General features: G+C 67.1%; 17 protein-coding genes and 1 other RNA gene. 9 read left to right on the top strand and 9 right to left on the bottom strand.

The genetic code is table 11. From position 1 onward, the window contains the following. Window positions 1–30 precede the first annotated feature (30 nt). Complete coding sequence (locus E2E27_RS08635; protein ID WP_141458557.1) at window positions 31–285, top strand: hypothetical protein; 255 nt, start codon at window positions 31–33, stop codon at window positions 283–285. Window positions 286–352: 67 nt separating this feature from the next. Here E2E27_RS08635 and ssrA read toward each other — a convergent pair. Next, window positions 353–709: a transfer-messenger RNA gene (gene ssrA, locus E2E27_RS08630) on the bottom strand. Between the two features lie 131 nt (window positions 710–840). After that, a complete protein-coding gene (mscL, locus tag E2E27_RS08625) occupies window positions 841–1,260 on the bottom strand; it encodes a large conductance mechanosensitive channel protein MscL (protein WP_141458556.1) in 420 nt (139 codons plus the stop codon). Between the two features lie 178 nt (window positions 1,261–1,438). Between mscL and E2E27_RS08620 the strand changes: the two genes are divergently transcribed. The 5 genes from E2E27_RS08620 to E2E27_RS08600 all read left to right on the top strand — a co-directional run bounded on the left by E2E27_RS08620 (window position 1,439) and on the right by E2E27_RS08600 (window position 5,028). Further along, on the top strand, window positions 1,439–2,041 hold the full coding sequence (locus E2E27_RS08620; RefSeq protein WP_141458555.1) for a LemA family protein: 603 nt from the start codon (window positions 1,439–1,441) through the stop codon (window positions 2,039–2,041). Window positions 2,042–2,064: 23 nt separating this feature from the next. After that, window positions 2,065–2,931: a TPM domain-containing protein gene (locus E2E27_RS08615; RefSeq protein ID WP_181443630.1), complete on the top strand. Its 867-nt coding sequence runs from the start codon at window positions 2,065–2,067 to the stop codon at window positions 2,929–2,931. 2 nt (window positions 2,932–2,933) lie between these two features. After that, complete coding sequence (locus E2E27_RS08610) at window positions 2,934–3,608, top strand: TPM domain-containing protein (protein WP_181443629.1); 675 nt, start codon at window positions 2,934–2,936, stop codon at window positions 3,606–3,608. Window positions 3,609–3,684: 76 nt separating this feature from the next. After that, on the top strand, window positions 3,685–4,242 hold the full coding sequence (locus tag E2E27_RS08605; protein ID WP_141461732.1) for an NUDIX hydrolase: 558 nt from the start codon (window positions 3,685–3,687) through the stop codon (window positions 4,240–4,242). Between the two features lie 3 nt (window positions 4,243–4,245). Further along, window positions 4,246–5,028, top strand: coding sequence for an SDR family oxidoreductase (locus E2E27_RS08600; RefSeq protein WP_141458554.1), 783 nt, complete (start codon window positions 4,246–4,248; stop codon window positions 5,026–5,028). Window positions 5,029–5,121: 93 nt separating this feature from the next. Here E2E27_RS08600 and E2E27_RS08595 read toward each other — a convergent pair whose 3' ends face one another. From E2E27_RS08595 to E2E27_RS18900, 3 genes are read right to left on the bottom strand one after another with little or no spacing between them, the layout of a single operon-like run. Continuing rightward, a complete protein-coding gene (locus E2E27_RS08595) occupies window positions 5,122–5,337 on the bottom strand; it encodes a PspC domain-containing protein (RefSeq protein WP_141458553.1) in 216 nt (71 codons plus the stop codon). Between the two features lie 30 nt (window positions 5,338–5,367). Further along, window positions 5,368–5,481 carry an enoyl-CoA hydratase gene (locus E2E27_RS18905; RefSeq protein ID WP_199799105.1) on the bottom strand — a complete coding sequence of 38 codons (114 nt, stop codon included), beginning with the start codon at window positions 5,479–5,481 and terminating at the stop codon, window positions 5,368–5,370. Window positions 5,482–5,516: 35 nt separating this feature from the next. Continuing rightward, window positions 5,517–5,630, bottom strand: coding sequence for an enoyl-CoA hydratase (locus E2E27_RS18900; RefSeq protein ID WP_199799104.1), 114 nt, complete (start codon window positions 5,628–5,630; stop codon window positions 5,517–5,519). Between the two features lie 241 nt (window positions 5,631–5,871). On the opposite strand from E2E27_RS18900, the gene recF reads away from it, so the two are divergent. After that, window positions 5,872–6,960: a DNA replication/repair protein RecF gene (recF, locus tag E2E27_RS08590; protein ID WP_141458552.1), complete on the top strand. Its 1,089-nt coding sequence runs from the start codon at window positions 5,872–5,874 to the stop codon at window positions 6,958–6,960. Here the strand turns inward: recF and E2E27_RS08585 are convergent. Further along, window positions 6,957–7,682, bottom strand: coding sequence for an arylesterase (locus tag E2E27_RS08585; protein WP_234036249.1), 726 nt, complete (start codon window positions 7,680–7,682; stop codon window positions 6,957–6,959). The genes recF and E2E27_RS08585 overlap by 4 nt on opposite strands. Window positions 7,683–7,741: 59 nt before the next feature. Here E2E27_RS08585 and E2E27_RS08580 point away from each other — a divergent pair, with 59 nt between their 5' ends. Both E2E27_RS08580 and E2E27_RS08575 read left to right on the top strand, forming a co-directional pair. Then, window positions 7,742–8,440 (top strand): ABC transporter ATP-binding protein, encoded by a 699-nt coding sequence (locus E2E27_RS08580; RefSeq protein ID WP_141458550.1) that lies wholly within the window; start codon window positions 7,742–7,744, stop codon window positions 8,438–8,440. Beyond that, complete coding sequence (locus E2E27_RS08575) at window positions 8,437–10,962, top strand: ABC transporter permease (RefSeq protein ID WP_141458549.1); 2,526 nt, start codon at window positions 8,437–8,439, stop codon at window positions 10,960–10,962. Before E2E27_RS08580 ends, E2E27_RS08575 begins: the two co-directional genes overlap by 4 nt. A 10-nt stretch (window positions 10,963–10,972) precedes the next feature. On the opposite strand, the gene E2E27_RS08570 is transcribed toward E2E27_RS08575, so the two are convergent. The 3 genes from E2E27_RS08570 to E2E27_RS08560 form a co-directional block, all read right to left on the bottom strand. Next, the gene (locus tag E2E27_RS08570) at window positions 10,973–11,845 is read right to left on the bottom strand and encodes a hypothetical protein (protein ID WP_141458548.1); all 873 of its coding nucleotides are present in this window, start codon (window positions 11,843–11,845) and stop codon (window positions 10,973–10,975) included. A gap of 80 nt (window positions 11,846–11,925) precedes the next feature. Beyond that, window positions 11,926–12,318, bottom strand: a complete 393-nt coding sequence (locus E2E27_RS08565) for a DUF805 domain-containing protein (RefSeq protein WP_141458547.1) — start codon at window positions 12,316–12,318, stop codon at window positions 11,926–11,928. Window positions 12,319–12,437: 119 nt separating this feature from the next. Further along, window positions 12,438–15,047, bottom strand: coding sequence for a TonB-dependent receptor (locus E2E27_RS08560; RefSeq protein WP_141458546.1), 2,610 nt, complete (start codon window positions 15,045–15,047; stop codon window positions 12,438–12,440). Window positions 15,048–15,353: the final 306 nt, after the last annotated feature.

Raw genomic sequence — 15,353 nt, 5'->3', positions numbered from 1 at the left:
GCCGTGTCGCACCAGATTCCGGGAGTCGCCATGCTGCGCAAAATCGCAAGGCTGTTCGTGATCAAGACGCGGTTCGAGGCGTTCCTGATCATCTACGCGTTGGCGCTCGGCTCCTGCGCGCGCGGCATGATCTATTTGCACGAATATCCCGGCTTCGGCGGCAAACTGCTGTTTCTGGCGACTACCGGCGCGGTGTTCCTCGGCGGAGCGAAGATTCTCGATTGCCTGAGGCTCGAAAAGGAAGTTGCGGCGCTGCGGGAGGCGCAGGCTGTCCCCCGCGACTGAAGCGACGATCTGCGGGCCTGCGTTGGAAAAGGTGGGGGTTTCTGTTGCTACGTACCCCCGGACGCCCGGTTTCCGATTCTGTTGCCCGGTTCGGTCCAACCGCGCTTTTTAGCCTAGTAAAAGAAGGGCGTTAGCCCATCAATTACGCAGCGATTGCGAGTGCTTCGTTGTCGTTGGCACTTATGGTTTTTGAGCCTTATGCGGGTTACTCAGCCCGGACGAAAACTACGTCTTTCAACACACGTCGATCCTGGTTCGGCCCCGTCAGGAGTTGCGGCGCCCTCCTGAGGGGCCGCCGCTTCTGGTGGAGCCGCCGGGTACTGCCCCCGGGTCCGTTGCATCTATTGCACGCAGCAATTTATCGTCATAGCCGGTCGAAACCGGCAGGTGCTGATATAGCGCGGCAATCCTGAATGTGAAGTGGATGAGCTGTGTTTGTGCGCAGGCATCCGGGCGCGCATATCCTCGCCCATACTGCCTGCGTCAGCGTCGCTGCGGGCGGGCGGTCGCCCTTGCGGCCTTGCGGGCCGCCGGAACTGAACCGCCCTACCCTCCTTATTTCCTCAGCGCGTCCCGGATTTCGACCAGCAGCTCGACCTCGGTCGGGCCGGCGGGCGAGGCTTCCTCGGGCTTGGAGAACTGTTCGCTGATCTTCTTCACATAGCGCACCATCAGGAAGATGATGAAGGCAAGGATCACGAAGTTGATGATGGTCGACACGAAAGCGCCCAGCCCCAGCACGTTGGCTCCGGCCTCGCGCGCGGCGGCGAGCGGCGTGCCCGGCTCGACCTCGCCCGAGAGCACCCAGTAACGGTCGGAAAAGTCGACATTGCCGAACACCCAGCCGACGATCGGCATGATGATGTCATCGGTCAGCGATTTGACGATCGTGCCGAAGGCGGCGCCGATGATGACGCCCACGGCAAGATCCATGACATTGCCCTTGGCGATGAAAGCCTTGAAATCCGACAGCATGATGATCCCCTTGTAAGTAGCTGTTTACCACGTTCTGGCACTCGCGCGCGCGTCTGCCAAGCGGGATGCGAAGGCCTTCCACCGCTTGAATGGGGGGGACGGTGTGCTATATCCGCAATACAGGAACACGCCGCCACGGGCTGCCATGCGGCACCGCGCGACAAGGAGGGATCATCCGATGACATTCACCACCATGCTGCGCGGCGCGCTTGCCGCCGTCGCCGCGCTCAGCCTTGCGGCTTGCGGCATCAACTCGGTCCCGACCAAGGAAGAAGCCGCCAAGGCGCGCTGGGCCGATGTCGAGAGCGCCTATCAGCGCCGGGCCGATCTCATCCCCAATCTCGTCTCCACCGTTCGCGGCGCGGCCGCGTCCGAGGGCAAGATCCTCGAAGACGTGATCAACGCCCGTTCGCGCGCCACCAGCATCCAGCTCTCCGCCGACGATCTCGACGATCCGGCCAAGTTCCAGGCCTTCGAAGAGGCGCAGGGCGAGCTCGGCTCGGCGCTGTCGCGGCTGATGGTGGTGACCGAAAACTATCCGCAGCTGCGCAGCCAGGAGGGCTTTCTCGCGTTGCAGGACCAGCTCGAGGGCACCGAAAACCGGATCGACAACGCGCGCACCAAATACAACGCGGCGGTGCAGGACTATAACACCACGATCCGCACCTTCCCCGACAGCATCGGCGCGAACATCATCCACGGGGCCGAACCGATGCAGGGCTTCAAGGCCAAGCCCGGTGCCGATGTCGCGCCCGAGGTCAACTTCGACACCGCCAATTGAGCGCGCTCCGGCCGCGTAAGGGCATGATGCTGCGTTCGATTGTGGCGCTGTGGTGGGCCGTTCTCGCCATGCTGGCGGCGCCGCTGGCTGCGCAGAGCTTTCCCGCGCGGCCCGATGGCCCGGTGCTGGATGCCGCGCAGATCATCCCCGATGGCGAGGAAGCCGCGATCGATCGAAAGCTGCGCGATTACACTGCGGCGACCGGGCGCGTCATCGTGGTCGCGACCGTGCCCTCGCTCGAGGGTGCGGACCCGGCGGTCTATGCCCGCGATCTGGCCGAGACATGGGATGTCGGCGGGGCCGAGACCGAGGAGGCTGCGCTGCTGCTGATCGCGCCGACAGAGCGCGAGATGTGGATCACCACCGCGCGCGGGGTGCAGGACCGGCTGACCGATCTGTTCACCGGCCAGGTCGTGCGCAACACGCTGCGCCCGGCCTTCCGCGAAGGCGATTTCGGCGGCGGGATCGACCGCGCGACCGACCAGATGATCGAGCGCCTCAATCTCTCGCCCGCCGATGCCAAGGCCATCGCCGAGGCCGAGGCGGCAGCGCGCGCCAACGGCAGCGAAGGCGGCTTTCCGGTCGGCGTGCTGATCTGGCTGGCCTTCATATTCTTTTTCTTCGTGCTACCGATCTTTGCCGGTCGCGGGCGGCGGCGTAAATATCGAGCCAAAGGCACCGGGCCGTGGGGCAGCCGTGGCCGCGATGCTGCGGACACGGCGCGCGACATCATCCTGTGGGAAGTCGGCTCGGCGGTGGCGCGGGGGCTTCTCTCCGGCGGTGGCCGCGGCGGGGGTGGCGGTTTCGGCGGCGGCGGCGGAGGCGGCTTTGGCGGCTTCGGCGGCGGTGGCGGCGGCTTCAACGGCGGCGGCGCGGGGGGAGGCTGGTGAGCATGACCTATCTCGATGAAGCCGGGCACCGGCTGGTCAGCGATGCCGTGACCGAAGCCGAACGCGCGACCTCGGGCGAAATCGTCACCGTGCTCGCCGATGCCTCGGACGGGTACACCGATGTCGCCCTCCTGTGGGCTGCGGGCGCGGCGTTCACCGCAATGAGCGTGTTTGCCGCCCTGCCCCAGCCCTTCCTCGACCTGTGGGACAGGCTGATCGGCGGCTGGGGCCACGAATGGACCACCGGCGAGCTTGCCAGTATGGTGATCGCGCTCGGGCTGCTGAAATTCCTCGCCGTGCTGCTGGTGCAGAAATGGCAGCCGCTGAAATTCGCGCTCATCCCTGGCCCGGTGAAGACGATGCGCGTGCACGATCAGGCGGTGCGCCAGTTCAAGGTCGGCGCGCAGGGGCGCACAGCCGCGCATACCGGCGTGCTGATCTACCTTTCGATGAAGGAGCGCCGCGCCGAGATCGTCGCCGACGAAACCATCGCCGCCAAGGTCTCCGCCGAGGTCTGGGGCGAGGCGATGGGCGACATGCTCGCCGAAATCCGCAAGGGCCGCATCGCCGAGGGCCTTGCGGTCGGCGTCCGCGATGTCGGCCATGTGCTCGCCGAACATTTCCCGCGCGGGCAGGAGGACGACAACGAGCTTCCCGACCGGCTGATCGAGGTCTAGCGATTTAACCCCTTGACCCTTGGCCCCCGAGCCTGTGGAAGGGCCGTCCCTGCCCTCCCGACGGAGCCTCCCCGTGATCAAAGACCGCGACGCCGATCTGCCTGAAGAGGTGATGTGGGAAGGCCGCTTCATCACTGCCAAAAAGCGCGGCCGCTGGGAATATGTGGGCCGCGCGCGGGGCATCCGCGCCGCCGCGATCATTGCGCTGGATGAAGACCCAGACGGCACGCGCCACGTCATCCTCGTCAGCCAGTACCGCGTGCCGCTGGGGCGCTTCAGCCTCGAAATTCCTGCCGGACTCGTCGGTGACGATGCCGGGGCCGAGGGCGAGGATGCCACCGCCGCCGCCGCGCGCGAGCTGGAGGAGGAAACCGGCTACCGCGCCGCGCACATGGAGCTGCTGGGGGAATTCTATTCCTCGCCCGGCATGGTGTCCGAATGCTTCACTTTGCTGAAGGCCACCGGCCTGACCCGCGTCGGCGAAGGCGGCGGAACCGAGGGCGAGAACATCACCGTCCACCGCGTCGCGCTGCGCGATCTCGCGCGCTTCGTCGCCGAATGGCGGCGCGCAGGGCACGCGGTCGACGTGCGCATAGCGATGCTTTTGACACCGGGATTTTTGGGAGAGGACTAGAACATGGCAGGACGTGTAGCGGGCAAGATGGCCCTCGTGACAGGCGGCGCGCAGGGCCTAGGCCGCGCGCATTGCATCCGGCTTGCGCAGGAAGGCGCGCGGGTGCTGGCGACCGACATCAATGGCAGCGGAGCGGAAGAGACCGCCGCGATCATCAACGCCGAACTGGGTGACGGCACGGCCTTCGGCATCGCTCATGACGTGACCAAGCCCGACCAGTGGGAAGCCGCCGTCGACGCCGCGCGCGAGAAGCTCGGCGGGCTCAACGTGCTGGTCAACAATGCCGGGATCGGCGTGCCGGGCAATATCGAGGCCTGCGATTTCGCCGACTGGCAGCGCTGCTTCGACATCAACGTCAATTCGATCTTCCACGGCTGCCAGAAGGCGCTGCCGCTGATGCGCGAGCACGCACCGGGCTCGATCATCAACATCTCCAGTATCGCCGGACTGATCGCGAGCGACACCATGCCCGCCTACAACGCCAGCAAGGCGGCGGTGTGGATGCTGTCGAAGTCGATTGCGCTGCATTGCGCCAAGAAGGGGATGCAGATCCGCTGCAATTCGGTTCACCCGACCTTCGTCGACACCCCGATCCTCGACGGGACGGCACGCGCGCACGCACTCGACAAGGATGTGCTGATGGAAAAGCTGGCGCGGCAGATCCCGCTCAAGTTCGTGGGCGAGCCCAACGACATCGCCAACGCGGTGCTCTATCTGGCGAGCGACGAAAGCCGCTTCATGACCGGCGCCGAACTCAAGCTGGATGGCGGCATCAGCGCGATGTAAAAGAAAGAGGGGCCCACAAAGGCCCCTCCCGGTTTCTTTCCATCAGGTGCAGCGGCCCGATAAACCGGGAACCGCTTTGTGTGGTCGCTGCACTCAGTCGGCGATCAAGGCAATCGCGAGGTAGATCAGCACCGGGCTGCCGAAGCCGAGCAGCGTCGCGGCGACGAAGCCGATGCGCACCAGCATGGTGTCGATGCCGAAATAGTTGCCGATCCCGGCACACACGCCGAAAATCTTGCCGTCGGCCTTGTCGAGGCGGAAGCTGCGGCTCGGCGGGGTGTTGTTCGAATGGCCGTCGAGGTTGTTCATGTCTTTGGGTCTCCTGTTGCGTGGGTCGGTTCAGGCCATCAGGCCGGGGCTGGCGGGCACGATCGCATAGGCGAAGCTGGCAACCGTCAGCACGACGGCGAAAGCGGCAGAGGCGAAGCGGACGGCGTTGTCAGATCCAAACATGGCATGGGTTCCTTTGATTGCGTGCGGCGTGAAGATCAGGCGACGAGGTTGGGGCTGGCGGGGATGATCGCGTAGGCAAACACGGCGACGGAAAGCACGACCGAGAAGGCGGCGGCGAAGAGGCGGTTGCTGGTTTCGATGGCGAACATTGTTGGTCTCCTTGGTCTGTCTTGCGTTGTTTCCGGGACCATCCCGGGGATGCCGGATACCTTGCACGGGCCGTGCCAAACTCGGAAAATGGCTGAATTCTGCGGTTTCGAAGCTTTCACCGCGCAAACGATCCGTTCATACAAACGAAAGCTTGGGAAAATTCACCAAGGGTTGGGATCGGCGATTTCAGCGCGTCGCGCACTGGCCAAATCGCGGGGGCCCCGCTACCCGCGAGAGGCCATGGGCCTCAGCCGCATCACCCTCGAAAACTTCCGCAACCACGCCGCCACGCAGCTTGGCGAGACTGCGCATTTCAACCTGCTGGTGGGGGAGAACGGCGCGGGCAAGACCAATTTGCTCGAAGCGCTGTCGCTGCTCGGGCCGGGGCGCGGCTTGCGGCGCGCCAACCTCGGCGATCTGGCGCGGCGGGCCTCACCGGGCGACCCGCCCCTCCCCTTCGCCATCGGCGCGAGCTTGACCGAGGCGGGCACGGTTTCGGCGCGGCTTGGCACCTTTACCGAGGCGGGTGCGCCTGCACGGCGGCTGGTCCGGGTCAACGGCGCGCCCGCAACCGCAGCGAGCCTCGCCGAATGGCTGGCGCTGTCGTGGCTCACCCCCGCGATGGACGGTCTCTTCACCGACAGCGCGGGCGCGCGGCGGCGGTTCATGGACCGCATGGCGCTCGCCATCGCGCCCGATCATGCGCGGCGGGTGAACGCGCTGGAGACGGCACTGCGCGAACGCGGAAAGCTGCTCGACACCGGGGGCGATGCGCGCTGGCTCGATGCGGTGGAAGCCCAGGCGGCCGATCACGGCACGGCGGTGGCGCGCACGCGGGGCGAGCTGGTGCTGCGGCTGGCGGATGAACTCTCCGCGCTCCCGCCCGAACCCTTCGCGCGGCCTGCCCTAACCTATCGCCCCGGCGGGCCGCTCGACGAGACCGCGCTGCGTGCCGAACTTGCCCGCGGCCGCCCGCGCGACCGGTCGGCCGGCCGCGCGCTCACCGGGCCGCAGCGCGATGAGCTGGAGGTCACCATGGCCTCCACCGGCCAGCCTGCCGCGGCCTCATCGACCGGCGAGCAGAAGGCGATGCTGATCGCGATCACGCTGGCGCACGGCATCCTCGCCGCAGCGGGCAGGCCGAGTGTGCTGCTGCTCGATGAAGTCGCCGCGCACCTCGATCCCGTCCGCCGCATCGAATTGTTCCGACGTTTGCGCGAAGGCCGCGCGCAGGTTTGGATGACCGGCACCGAACTCGCGCCCTTCGATGCGATCCGCGAGGAAGCGGCGATCTGGCGCGTCGCGGGCGGGGGCGTGGAGCGGCTCTAGGACGCGGGCGGCGGGGGCAGCGCCTCTTCGACATCGCCCAGCGTCGAGGCCACCAGCCGCTCGATCCCCTCGGCCGTCGGGTGGATGCGATCGGACTGGAACAGCGCGGGATCGCGGTAGATGTCCTCCAGCCAGAACGGGATCAGCGCCGCGCCATACTCTTCGGCGAGTTCGCGATACATCGCATCGAAGCGCGCCTGATATTCCGGGCCGACATTGGGCGGGCTGCGCATGCCCATCAGCAGCACCGGCACCTCGCGCTCCTTGAGGATCGTGAGCATCTTTTCGAGATTGCTCCGCGTTTCCTCGGGCGAGACACCGCGCAGCAGATCGTTTCCGCCCAGTTCGAGGATGAACAGCGCGGGGGGCGCATCCTGCGCTTCGAGCGTGAACTCCAGCCGGTTCAGTCCCGCGGCGGTGGTGTCCCCGGAAACGCCCGCATTGATGACGTCGGCGTTGACGCCCTTGGCCCTGAGCGCATTCTCAAGTTTCTCCGGGTATGAATCGCGCGGGTCGAGGCCGTATCCCGCAAAGAGACTGTCACCGAAGGCGATGATTTTCCGCTCCGGCCCCATCACGGGCACCGCCGGAAGCGCCGGGCTGCCATCGGCGGCGATCCCGCCCGGCGGCGGCGCGGCATCCTCCGCCGCATCCCCGCAGGCCGCCAGAGCCAGCAAACCAGCGCCCATGACGGCGATTTTCGACCAAGAGCGCTTGTGCATCCGCGAGCCTTCCATACCTGTAGCTTGTTGCAACCTATCACCTATGCCATCGGAACCCCGTGACAAGCCCCTCTCTCGCGATCAGCGCCCGCAATCTTACCCTCACCCTCGGCAGCAGCGATGCGCCGGTGACGATCCTGCGGGGTATCGATCTCGACGTGCCGCAGGGGCAGGTGGTGGCGCTGCTCGGCCCCTCCGGTTCGGGCAAGAGCTCGCTGATGGCGGTGCTCTCGGGCCTCGAACGCGCCAGCGGTGGCAGCCTGACCGTGGCGGGCGCGGATTTCGGCAGCCTGAACGAGGATGGCCTCGCCGAAGCGCGCCGGGGGCGGATCGGGATCGTGTTGCAGGCCTTCCACCTGCTCCCCACCATGACCGCCGCCGAGAACGTCGCCACTCCGATGGAACTTGCCGCCATGCCCGATGCGCAGCCGCGCGCGCTGGCAGAGCTGGAGGCGGTTGGCCTCGGCCACCGCACCGGGCATTACCCTACCCAGCTTTCGGGCGGGGAGCAGCAGCGCGTCGCCATCGCCCGCGCCACCGCGCCGCGCCCCGGCCTGATCTTCGCCGACGAGCCGACCGGCAATCTCGATGCGGCCACGGGTGAGGAGATCATCAAGCTCCTGCTCGCCCGCCGCGCCGAAACCGGGGCGACGCTGCTGATCATCACCCACGACGCCAGCCTCGCCGCGCGCTGCGAGCGGGTGCTGACGATGGCGGACGGGGTGATCGTCTCCGACACGGCGGGCGTCTCCGCATGAGCCTTCCGATGGGCACGGCGTGGCGCATCGCCCGCCGCGATCTCAACGCCCGCTTCAAGGGGCTGCGGCTGCTGCTGGTGTGCATCTTCCTCGGCACAGCGGCGCTGGCAGCGATCGGCACGCTGACCAGCGCGATCGAGCGCGAGCTGGAGTCGAGCGGGCAGGAATTGCTTGGCGGGGATCTCGAAGTCGAGGTCTGGCAGCGCGACCTCACCCCCGAGGAGCGCGCGGCGCTCGCCGAATATGGCGAGGTGTCGAGCGGCTACCGGATGCAGGCGATGGCGAGCACGCCCGATGCCGCCGCGCCGATTGAATTGAAGGCGGTGGACGCGAAGTGGCCGATGTTCGGCACGCTGACCCTGACCGATGGCCGCAAGGTCGGCGCACCGGGCGGCAATGACGCATGGATCGCCCAGACCGCGCTCGAGCGGCTGGGCATCAAGGTCGGCGACAGCTTCAAGGTCGGCACTGCCACGCTGCGTGTCGCCGGGATCATCGCGGATGAGCCCGACAGGCTTTCCGAAGGCTTCCAGCTCGGCCCCACGATCATCGTGGCGCAGGATGTGCCCGCCAAGGCCGGGCTGCTGCAACCGGGCGCGCTCTACCAGAGCAAGCACCGCGTCGCCTTCAGCAACCCGGCGCGCGATCCGGAGAGCGTGGAGGAGGCGCTGACCGAGGCCTACCCCACCGCCGGCTTTGACATCCGCACCCGCGACCGCGCCTCGCCCGGCGCGGATCGCTTCGTGCGCCAGATGAGCGACTTCCTGACGCTGGTGGGCCTCGCCGCGCTGGTGATTGCGGGGATCGGAATTGCGGGCGGCGTATCGTCCTATCTCGATCAGCGCCGCGCGAGCATCGCAACGCTCAAGGTGCTGGGAGCGACCTCAGCGGACATCGTGCGCGTCTATGCGTTGCAGATCGGCGTCGCGGCGCTGGTGGGCAGTGCGTTGGGGCTGGCGGCGGGCGTGCTGGTGACGCCGCTGCTGGCGGGCGCATTGCAAGGGCTGCTGCCGGTCGAGAGCGGCTTTATCATCGCGCCCGCTGCGCTGGCGCTGGCGGCGGGCTATGGCCTGCTGGTCGCCTTCGCCTTCGCCGCCGCGCCCTTGCTGCGCGCGCGCACCTTTCCGGCGATGGCGCTGATGCGCTCGGGGATCGTGCCGCTGGCGCGCGACCGGCGTGCGCTGCTGGCGACTGCGCTGGGGCTGGCCGCGATCTGCGCGCTGGCGCTGCTGACGACCGCACAGCCGATGCTGTCGGGCGGATTCCTGATCGGTGCGGGGGCCGCGCTGGCGGTGCTGGCGGGGCTCGGCTTGGCGATCCAGCGCCTCGCGCGCAGTCTGCCGCGCCCGCGCAATCCTCTGCTGAGAAGCGCGCTTGCCAACATCCACCGCCCCGGTGCGCCCACCGGCGCGCTGGTGACCGCGCTCGGCTTCGGCCTTGCCGCCTTCGTGCTGCTCGCCGCGGTGCAAAGCGCGATCGACGGCAATATCGCGCAGCGCGTCCCCCGCGAAGCCCCCGACTACTTCGTGCTCGACGTGCCGCGCGACAAGGAACCGCGCTTCTTCCAGCTGATCCAGCAGGATTTTCCCAAGGCCGCCATCCGCACCGTGCCGACCATGCGCGGGGCGGTGATCGCCTATGGGCCGAAGGACAGCATGACCCGCGTCGCCGATCTGGCGGAAATCCCCGAGGGCGCCTGGGCGCTGCGCGGCGAGCGCGGGCTGACCTATGCCGACACCCCGCCCGAAGGCAACCGTGTGACCCAAGGCCAGTGGTGGAGCCCATTCCACGATGGCGAGCCGCTGGTCTCGGTCGATGCCGATTTCGCCAATGCGGTGGGGCTGGAGGTGGGCGACTATCTCACCATCGCCATCCTCGGGGTCGAGCGCACCGCGCGGGTCGCGAACCTGCGTGAGATCGACTGGGAGAGCATGGGCTTCAATTTCGCGTTGGTATTCAGCCGCAACGCGATTCAAGACGCGCCGCACAACCTGTCGGCCACGATCGACCTGCCCGAAGGGGCCGACACCGCCGCGCGCGGGGCGTTGCTGCGGGCGCTGGTGAAGGAAATGCCCTCGTCCTCGGTGATCGAGGTCGGCGGCATTCTGGTCGAGGCAAGGAAGCTGCTCGAACAGGTGAGCCTTGCGACGCTGGCCGCGGCGGCGGTGACGGTGCTCGCGGGCCTCGCGGTGCTGATGGGCGCGATCGCCGCGGCACGCGCCGCGCGCACCTATGACACGGTGATGCTGCGCGTGCTGGGCGCGAGCCGGCGGCAGATCCTGCTGCTGCAACTGGCCGAATACGGCCTGCTCGCGGGCGTTCTGGCGCTCGTGGCGCTGGGGCTTGGCGGCGGGCTCGCCTGGGTGGTGATCACCCAGCTGTTCGAATTCGACTGGCTGCCCGACTGGGCCGAGGTGCTGGGCGTGCTCGGGCTCGGCGTGGCGCTGGTGCTCGCTTTCGCGCTCGCCGGATCGCTGCCGCTGCTGCGGGCGAAACCGGCGCGCGCCTTGCGGGAGCTTTAGGGCGCGGGCTTCAGGCGAAGACCTCTTCCAACCGCTCCGCCCCGCCCTCGGTCACTTCGCAATGCAGCGCCGCGGTGAAGGTGGCGGTGTAGATCGTGTAGACCACGAAAAGCGGCACGAAGATCAGCAGGCCGACGATCCCCAGCCCGATCCCTGCGCCGGGGCTGGATTCGGCCATGTCGGCGGCGAAGAAGATCAGCATGAAGGGCACTGCCAGCGCGACCAGCGAGATGCCGATGAAACCGGCGAGTGCGAGCAGGATGCGCAAGGTCTTGCCCTTCGTCACAGCCCAGCTGCGGCGCAGCGCGGTGATCGGGTTGAACACCTGATCCACCGCGACCACCGCGACCAGCACCGACAGGCGGCAGGCGAGCCAGATCACCAGCGGCAGCATCAAGAGGCCGATCAGACCGCTTACGAATCCTCCCGCCGCGCCGCCGCCGACGCTCGCAAGGCTCATCACCGCCATTACCGCTGCGGCCAGCGCGAAATAGCCAAGCACCAGCAGCACCGAGAGCCCGAAGAACGGCAGCGCACTGCGGAACCCGCGGTTCATCGCCGTGCCGAACGCGGGCTCTTCCAGCGGCGAGCCCAGCGTCACCATCGCCGCCTGCTGCGCCAGCAACAGCACGATGTAGGCGCCGTAGAACAGCACCATGAAGACGATCATCACGATCCCGAGCCCGCCGAACGCGGCTGGGTCTTCAAGCCCCGCGCCGAGGCCCGCAACGCCCGCCATGCCGACCACCACCATCACCACCGCCAGCACGGTGGAGGCGGCCATCTGGATCGCCAGAAACACCGCCCACATCCCCACCAGCGGCCAGAACCGCTGACGCAGCATCGTAAAGCTGGTCGAAAACACGCGCCCGATATCGATCATCGAAGTCCCCTTGCGCGGCCACCCCTGTTTGCCGCGATGGCCGAGATTGCACCGGCCAAGCGCTTGAGGCAAACAGAAAACTACTCGAACAGGTCGCCCTGCCAGGTCTGGCGCGGATCGGGGCCGTAGCGGTTGTCGCCCCATGTGCCGGGAAGGCACATCAGATAGATCAGCCAGCCAAGCCCGAGATAGGGGATCAGGCTGACCAGCCACCACCAGCCCGATTTGTCCGCATCGTGCAGGCGGCGCACCTGCAGCGCCAGCGTCGGCAGGCCGAAGATCGCCACATAGACCAGCGGCGCGCCCAGCAGCGCAGCGGCGCTGTCCTCGCGCGGCATGAGATTGATCCCCAGCAGCAGCGCGCCGAGCACGATCGGCACCTGCCAGGCGATGAACAGCCAGTATTCGCGCCGCCGCGCACGGGTGCGAAAATCGAAGGTGCGGCGGAAGGGATCGATCAGGCTATCGAGCATGGCGCTTCATTCCCCGCCCGCGTGCGGCGTGCAAGTGGGGCCTCGCAATGCCCCACGAAAAAGGCCCCGCACCGCGAGGGTGCGAGGCCTGAATTTCATGGGGCCGAAGCCCGGCGCGATCAGAACTTGAAGCGCACCAGACCGCCGTAGGTGCGCGGCGGGTTGGGATAGCCCGACACCGTGCCGGCCTGCGCCACGCTGGGGAAGATCGTCAGCGCGTACTGCTCGTCGAGCAGGTTGCGCGCAAACGCACCGATCTCCAGCCCGTTGTCGAGCGACAGCGTCATCGAGGCGTTGACCAAGTTGACTTCCCGCCGGAACTGGTTGGCGTTGAAGCCGGTGATCCCGTCGAGGATATTGACCTGGCTGTCATGCGCATAGTCGACGCGGGTGATCAGGAAGTTGTTGCTGCTGCCGAATTCGTGGCTGTAGGTGGCAGACGTCCGCAGGCTCCACGCCGGGATACCGGCCGGACGACGGCCCGACAGGTCGCCCAGCGGGCCGCCCGTGAAGTCGTCATACAGCGGATCGAGGTGAGTGACCGCGAAGGTCAGGACCAGCGGATCGACCGGCTGGATGGTGGTGTCGAGCTCGAACCCGCGCACCGACTGCTTGCCCGCATTGGCAAGGCCGAAGCCGAGGCCGGTGAACAGGAAGCTCTGGAAGCCTTCGATCTCCTGATCGAAGACCGCGAGGTTGAAGCCCCAGCCTTCCCACTGGCCCTTCATGCCGACTTCGATCACGCGCGCTTCTTCCGGGCCGGCGAAGCGGGTTCCGGTCGAAAGGTTCGGCGTGGCCAGCCCGGCATCGATGATCGGCGAGGACGGTGCGCCGAAGGTCGAACCGCGCGGCCCGGGGCCGGGGATGTAGTCCGTCGAAAGCGGACGGCTGTCACGCGACAGGTTGACCGAGCTCGCCTTGAAGCCGGTCGAATAGCTCGCATAGACGTTGAGCTCGTTCGAGGCCTGATAGGCAACACGGAACAGATAGGTCAGCTGATCGTCGCGCGTGCGGCCATCTTCGACCGCGTTGGGCACGTCGGGCGAAGGCGGCTGGAACTGCAGCGCGGTGAGGCCCAGCAGCGGGTTGACCGCCGGATTGGTCGCGGCGGCGAGCAGCGCCTGCTGGTTGGCCGAAGGCAGCGCCTGGAACTGGGCGCGGGTCGTCACCGCACCGCCGGTCGCCTGAGTGATGAAGGCATCGACCAGGTTGATGTTCGCAAGCGGATCCAGCGCATCATAATTGATGGTGAAGTCCTTGCGGTCGTCGGTGTAGTTGAACCCGGCGGTGAAGACGAGGCCGTCCAGCGGCTCGAAATCCACGGTGCCGAAGACCGACCAGGACTGGTTGTCCAATCCGAAACGCTCGCGCGTCAGCGCGGTGCCTCCGAGGATCGAGCCGACCGGCAGGCCGAAAGCGGTCTCGACGCCCTGCAGCACGCCGTTGCCGGCGGCGATCAGAGCGGCCGGGGGCGTGCCCGGAGGTGCGGAGGCAGCGGCGATCTGGATCGCGGCGAAATCACGGAAATCGCTGCCGATCGAGAGGCTGCTGTCCTGGCTGATGCTTTCGTCGAAGTAGTAACCGCCGAGCAGGAAGTTGATCGGCCCGTCGAAGTCCGACGTCAGGCGCAGTTCCTGCGTGAAGGTATCGACCGCCTGATCGCGGGTTTCGGCGGTGATGTCGGCCGAGGTGAAGTCAACGTCCTGCGTGAAGGCGTTGGTGAGTTCACGATAGGCGGTGATCGAGGTCAGGTTGATGTTGCCGAACGCCCAGTCGAGCTGACCCGAGAAGCCGTAGTTCTCGTTCTTGTTGAACGGCACGGCGTTGAGGTAGTTGTCGAAGCTGAAGAAGTCGGTCGGGAACTGGCCGCCCACGCCGCCGACGGCGAGCTGGGTGATCGGGCCGACCACGAGGTTGCTGGTCTGGCAGCAGACTTCGTCGATGTTGGTGTAGTCCGCGATCAGGCGGATCTTGATGTCGGCGGTCGGCTCGATCAGCAGGTTGCCGCGCACCGACCAGCGGTTGCGGTCGTTGATCTCGGCATTGTCGAGGTTGACGATCCGGCCGAAACCGTCACGCCGCTGATAGGTGCCGTCGAGCGACCAGGCGATGTTGTCGGTGATCGGGCCGGTCACTTCGCCGCGCAGGTTGACGGCGTTGTAATTGCCATACGACGCTTCGATCTGGCCGCCGAACTGGTATTCCGGCTCCTTGGTGACGACCGAGATCACGCCCGCGCTCGCGTTCTTGCCGAACAGGGTCGATTGCGGCCCGTTCAGCACTTCGACGCGCTGGATCATGTTGAGGTCGGACAGCGCCGCGGCCGAGCGCGAGCGGAACACGCCGTCGATGAAGACGCCGACCGAAGGCTCGATCCCGAAGTTGTTGTCGCCGTTGCCGAAGCCGCGGATGATGAAGGTCGTCGCCGACGAGGTCTGCAGCTGGCTGACGCGCAGCGAAGGCACCACGGTCTGCAGGTCGAGCACGTCGCGGATCTGCGCACGCTCGATGGTCTCGCCGCTGGTCACCGAGACCGCGATCGGGGTTTCCTGCAGGGTCTGTTCGCGCTTCGAGGCGGTAACGATGATGACGTTGTCGGCCTCGGGCACTTCGGGCTCGTCACCCTCGTCCTGAGCGAAAGCGACGCTCGGCAGGGCAAGGGCCGTGGCCGCGCCTGCAAGCAGGGTGAATCGATATGCGCCGGCAATGCCGGTGAAGGTCGAACGCATGGAAGCTCCTCTCCAAAAATCCCGCGACCCCGGCGCCCTCAAGCGGGCACGCACCGTCCCAGTGCGCTCTCTCCCGTGGTCGTGTCGGCGGACTGATAAGCCAGCCGGACGCGGGCGACAAGCGCTCCGCCGGCGCTTTTGAGGGGGCAATCGCGATAATGTTGCGCAAGAGTCACAGTGGGATGGCCCAGCGAAAGGGCTTGAGCCTCCCCGGTGCTTGCCCCCCGCGCCCGCCCCTGCTAGGCGCGCCGGCGATGTTGCATCGCAGCACACGGAGCCTTGCGCGGCGAATGCCGTAGCGTCCGG

This window comes from Porphyrobacter sp. YT40 (assembly GCF_006542605.1).
Classification (GTDB): Bacteria; Pseudomonadota; Alphaproteobacteria; order Sphingomonadales; family Sphingomonadaceae; genus Erythrobacter.
Note: the sequence above shows the minus strand (reverse complement) of the source record. Positions and strands in the feature narration are given on the sequence as shown.

Bases quoted from the DNA above. Each gene is read 5' to 3' on its own strand.
- E2E27_RS08635 (WP_141458557.1), top strand. From the start codon at position 31: ATGCTGCGCAAAATCGCAAGGCTGTTCGTGATCAAGACGCGGTTCGAG.
- mscL (WP_141458556.1), bottom strand. From the start codon at position 1,260: ATGCTGTCGGATTTCAAGGCTTTCATCGCCAAGGGCAATGTCATGGAT.
- E2E27_RS08620 (WP_141458555.1), top strand. From the start codon at position 1,439: ATGACATTCACCACCATGCTGCGCGGCGCGCTTGCCGCCGTCGCCGCG.
- E2E27_RS08615 (WP_181443630.1), top strand. From the start codon at position 2,065: ATGATGCTGCGTTCGATTGTGGCGCTGTGGTGGGCCGTTCTCGCCATG.
- E2E27_RS08610 (WP_181443629.1), top strand. From the start codon at position 2,934: ATGACCTATCTCGATGAAGCCGGGCACCGGCTGGTCAGCGATGCCGTG.
- E2E27_RS08600 (WP_141458554.1), top strand. From the start codon at position 4,246: ATGGCAGGACGTGTAGCGGGCAAGATGGCCCTCGTGACAGGCGGCGCG.
- E2E27_RS08595 (WP_141458553.1), bottom strand. From the start codon at position 5,337: ATGAACAACCTCGACGGCCATTCGAACAACACCCCGCCGAGCCGCAGC.
- E2E27_RS18905 (WP_199799105.1), bottom strand. From the start codon at position 5,481: ATGTTTGGATCTGACAACGCCGTCCGCTTCGCCTCTGCCGCTTTCGCC.
- E2E27_RS18900 (WP_199799104.1), bottom strand. From the start codon at position 5,630: ATGTTCGCCATCGAAACCAGCAACCGCCTCTTCGCCGCCGCCTTCTCG.
- recF (WP_141458552.1), top strand. From the start codon at position 5,872: ATGGGCCTCAGCCGCATCACCCTCGAAAACTTCCGCAACCACGCCGCC.
- E2E27_RS08585 (WP_234036249.1), bottom strand. From the start codon at position 7,682: ATGCACAAGCGCTCTTGGTCGAAAATCGCCGTCATGGGCGCTGGTTTG.
- E2E27_RS08575 (WP_141458549.1), top strand. From the start codon at position 8,437: ATGAGCCTTCCGATGGGCACGGCGTGGCGCATCGCCCGCCGCGATCTC.
- E2E27_RS08570 (WP_141458548.1), bottom strand. From the start codon at position 11,845: ATGATCGATATCGGGCGCGTGTTTTCGACCAGCTTTACGATGCTGCGT.
- E2E27_RS08565 (WP_141458547.1), bottom strand. From the start codon at position 12,318: ATGCTCGATAGCCTGATCGATCCCTTCCGCCGCACCTTCGATTTTCGC.
- E2E27_RS08560 (WP_141458546.1), bottom strand. From the start codon at position 15,047: ATGCGTTCGACCTTCACCGGCATTGCCGGCGCATATCGATTCACCCTG.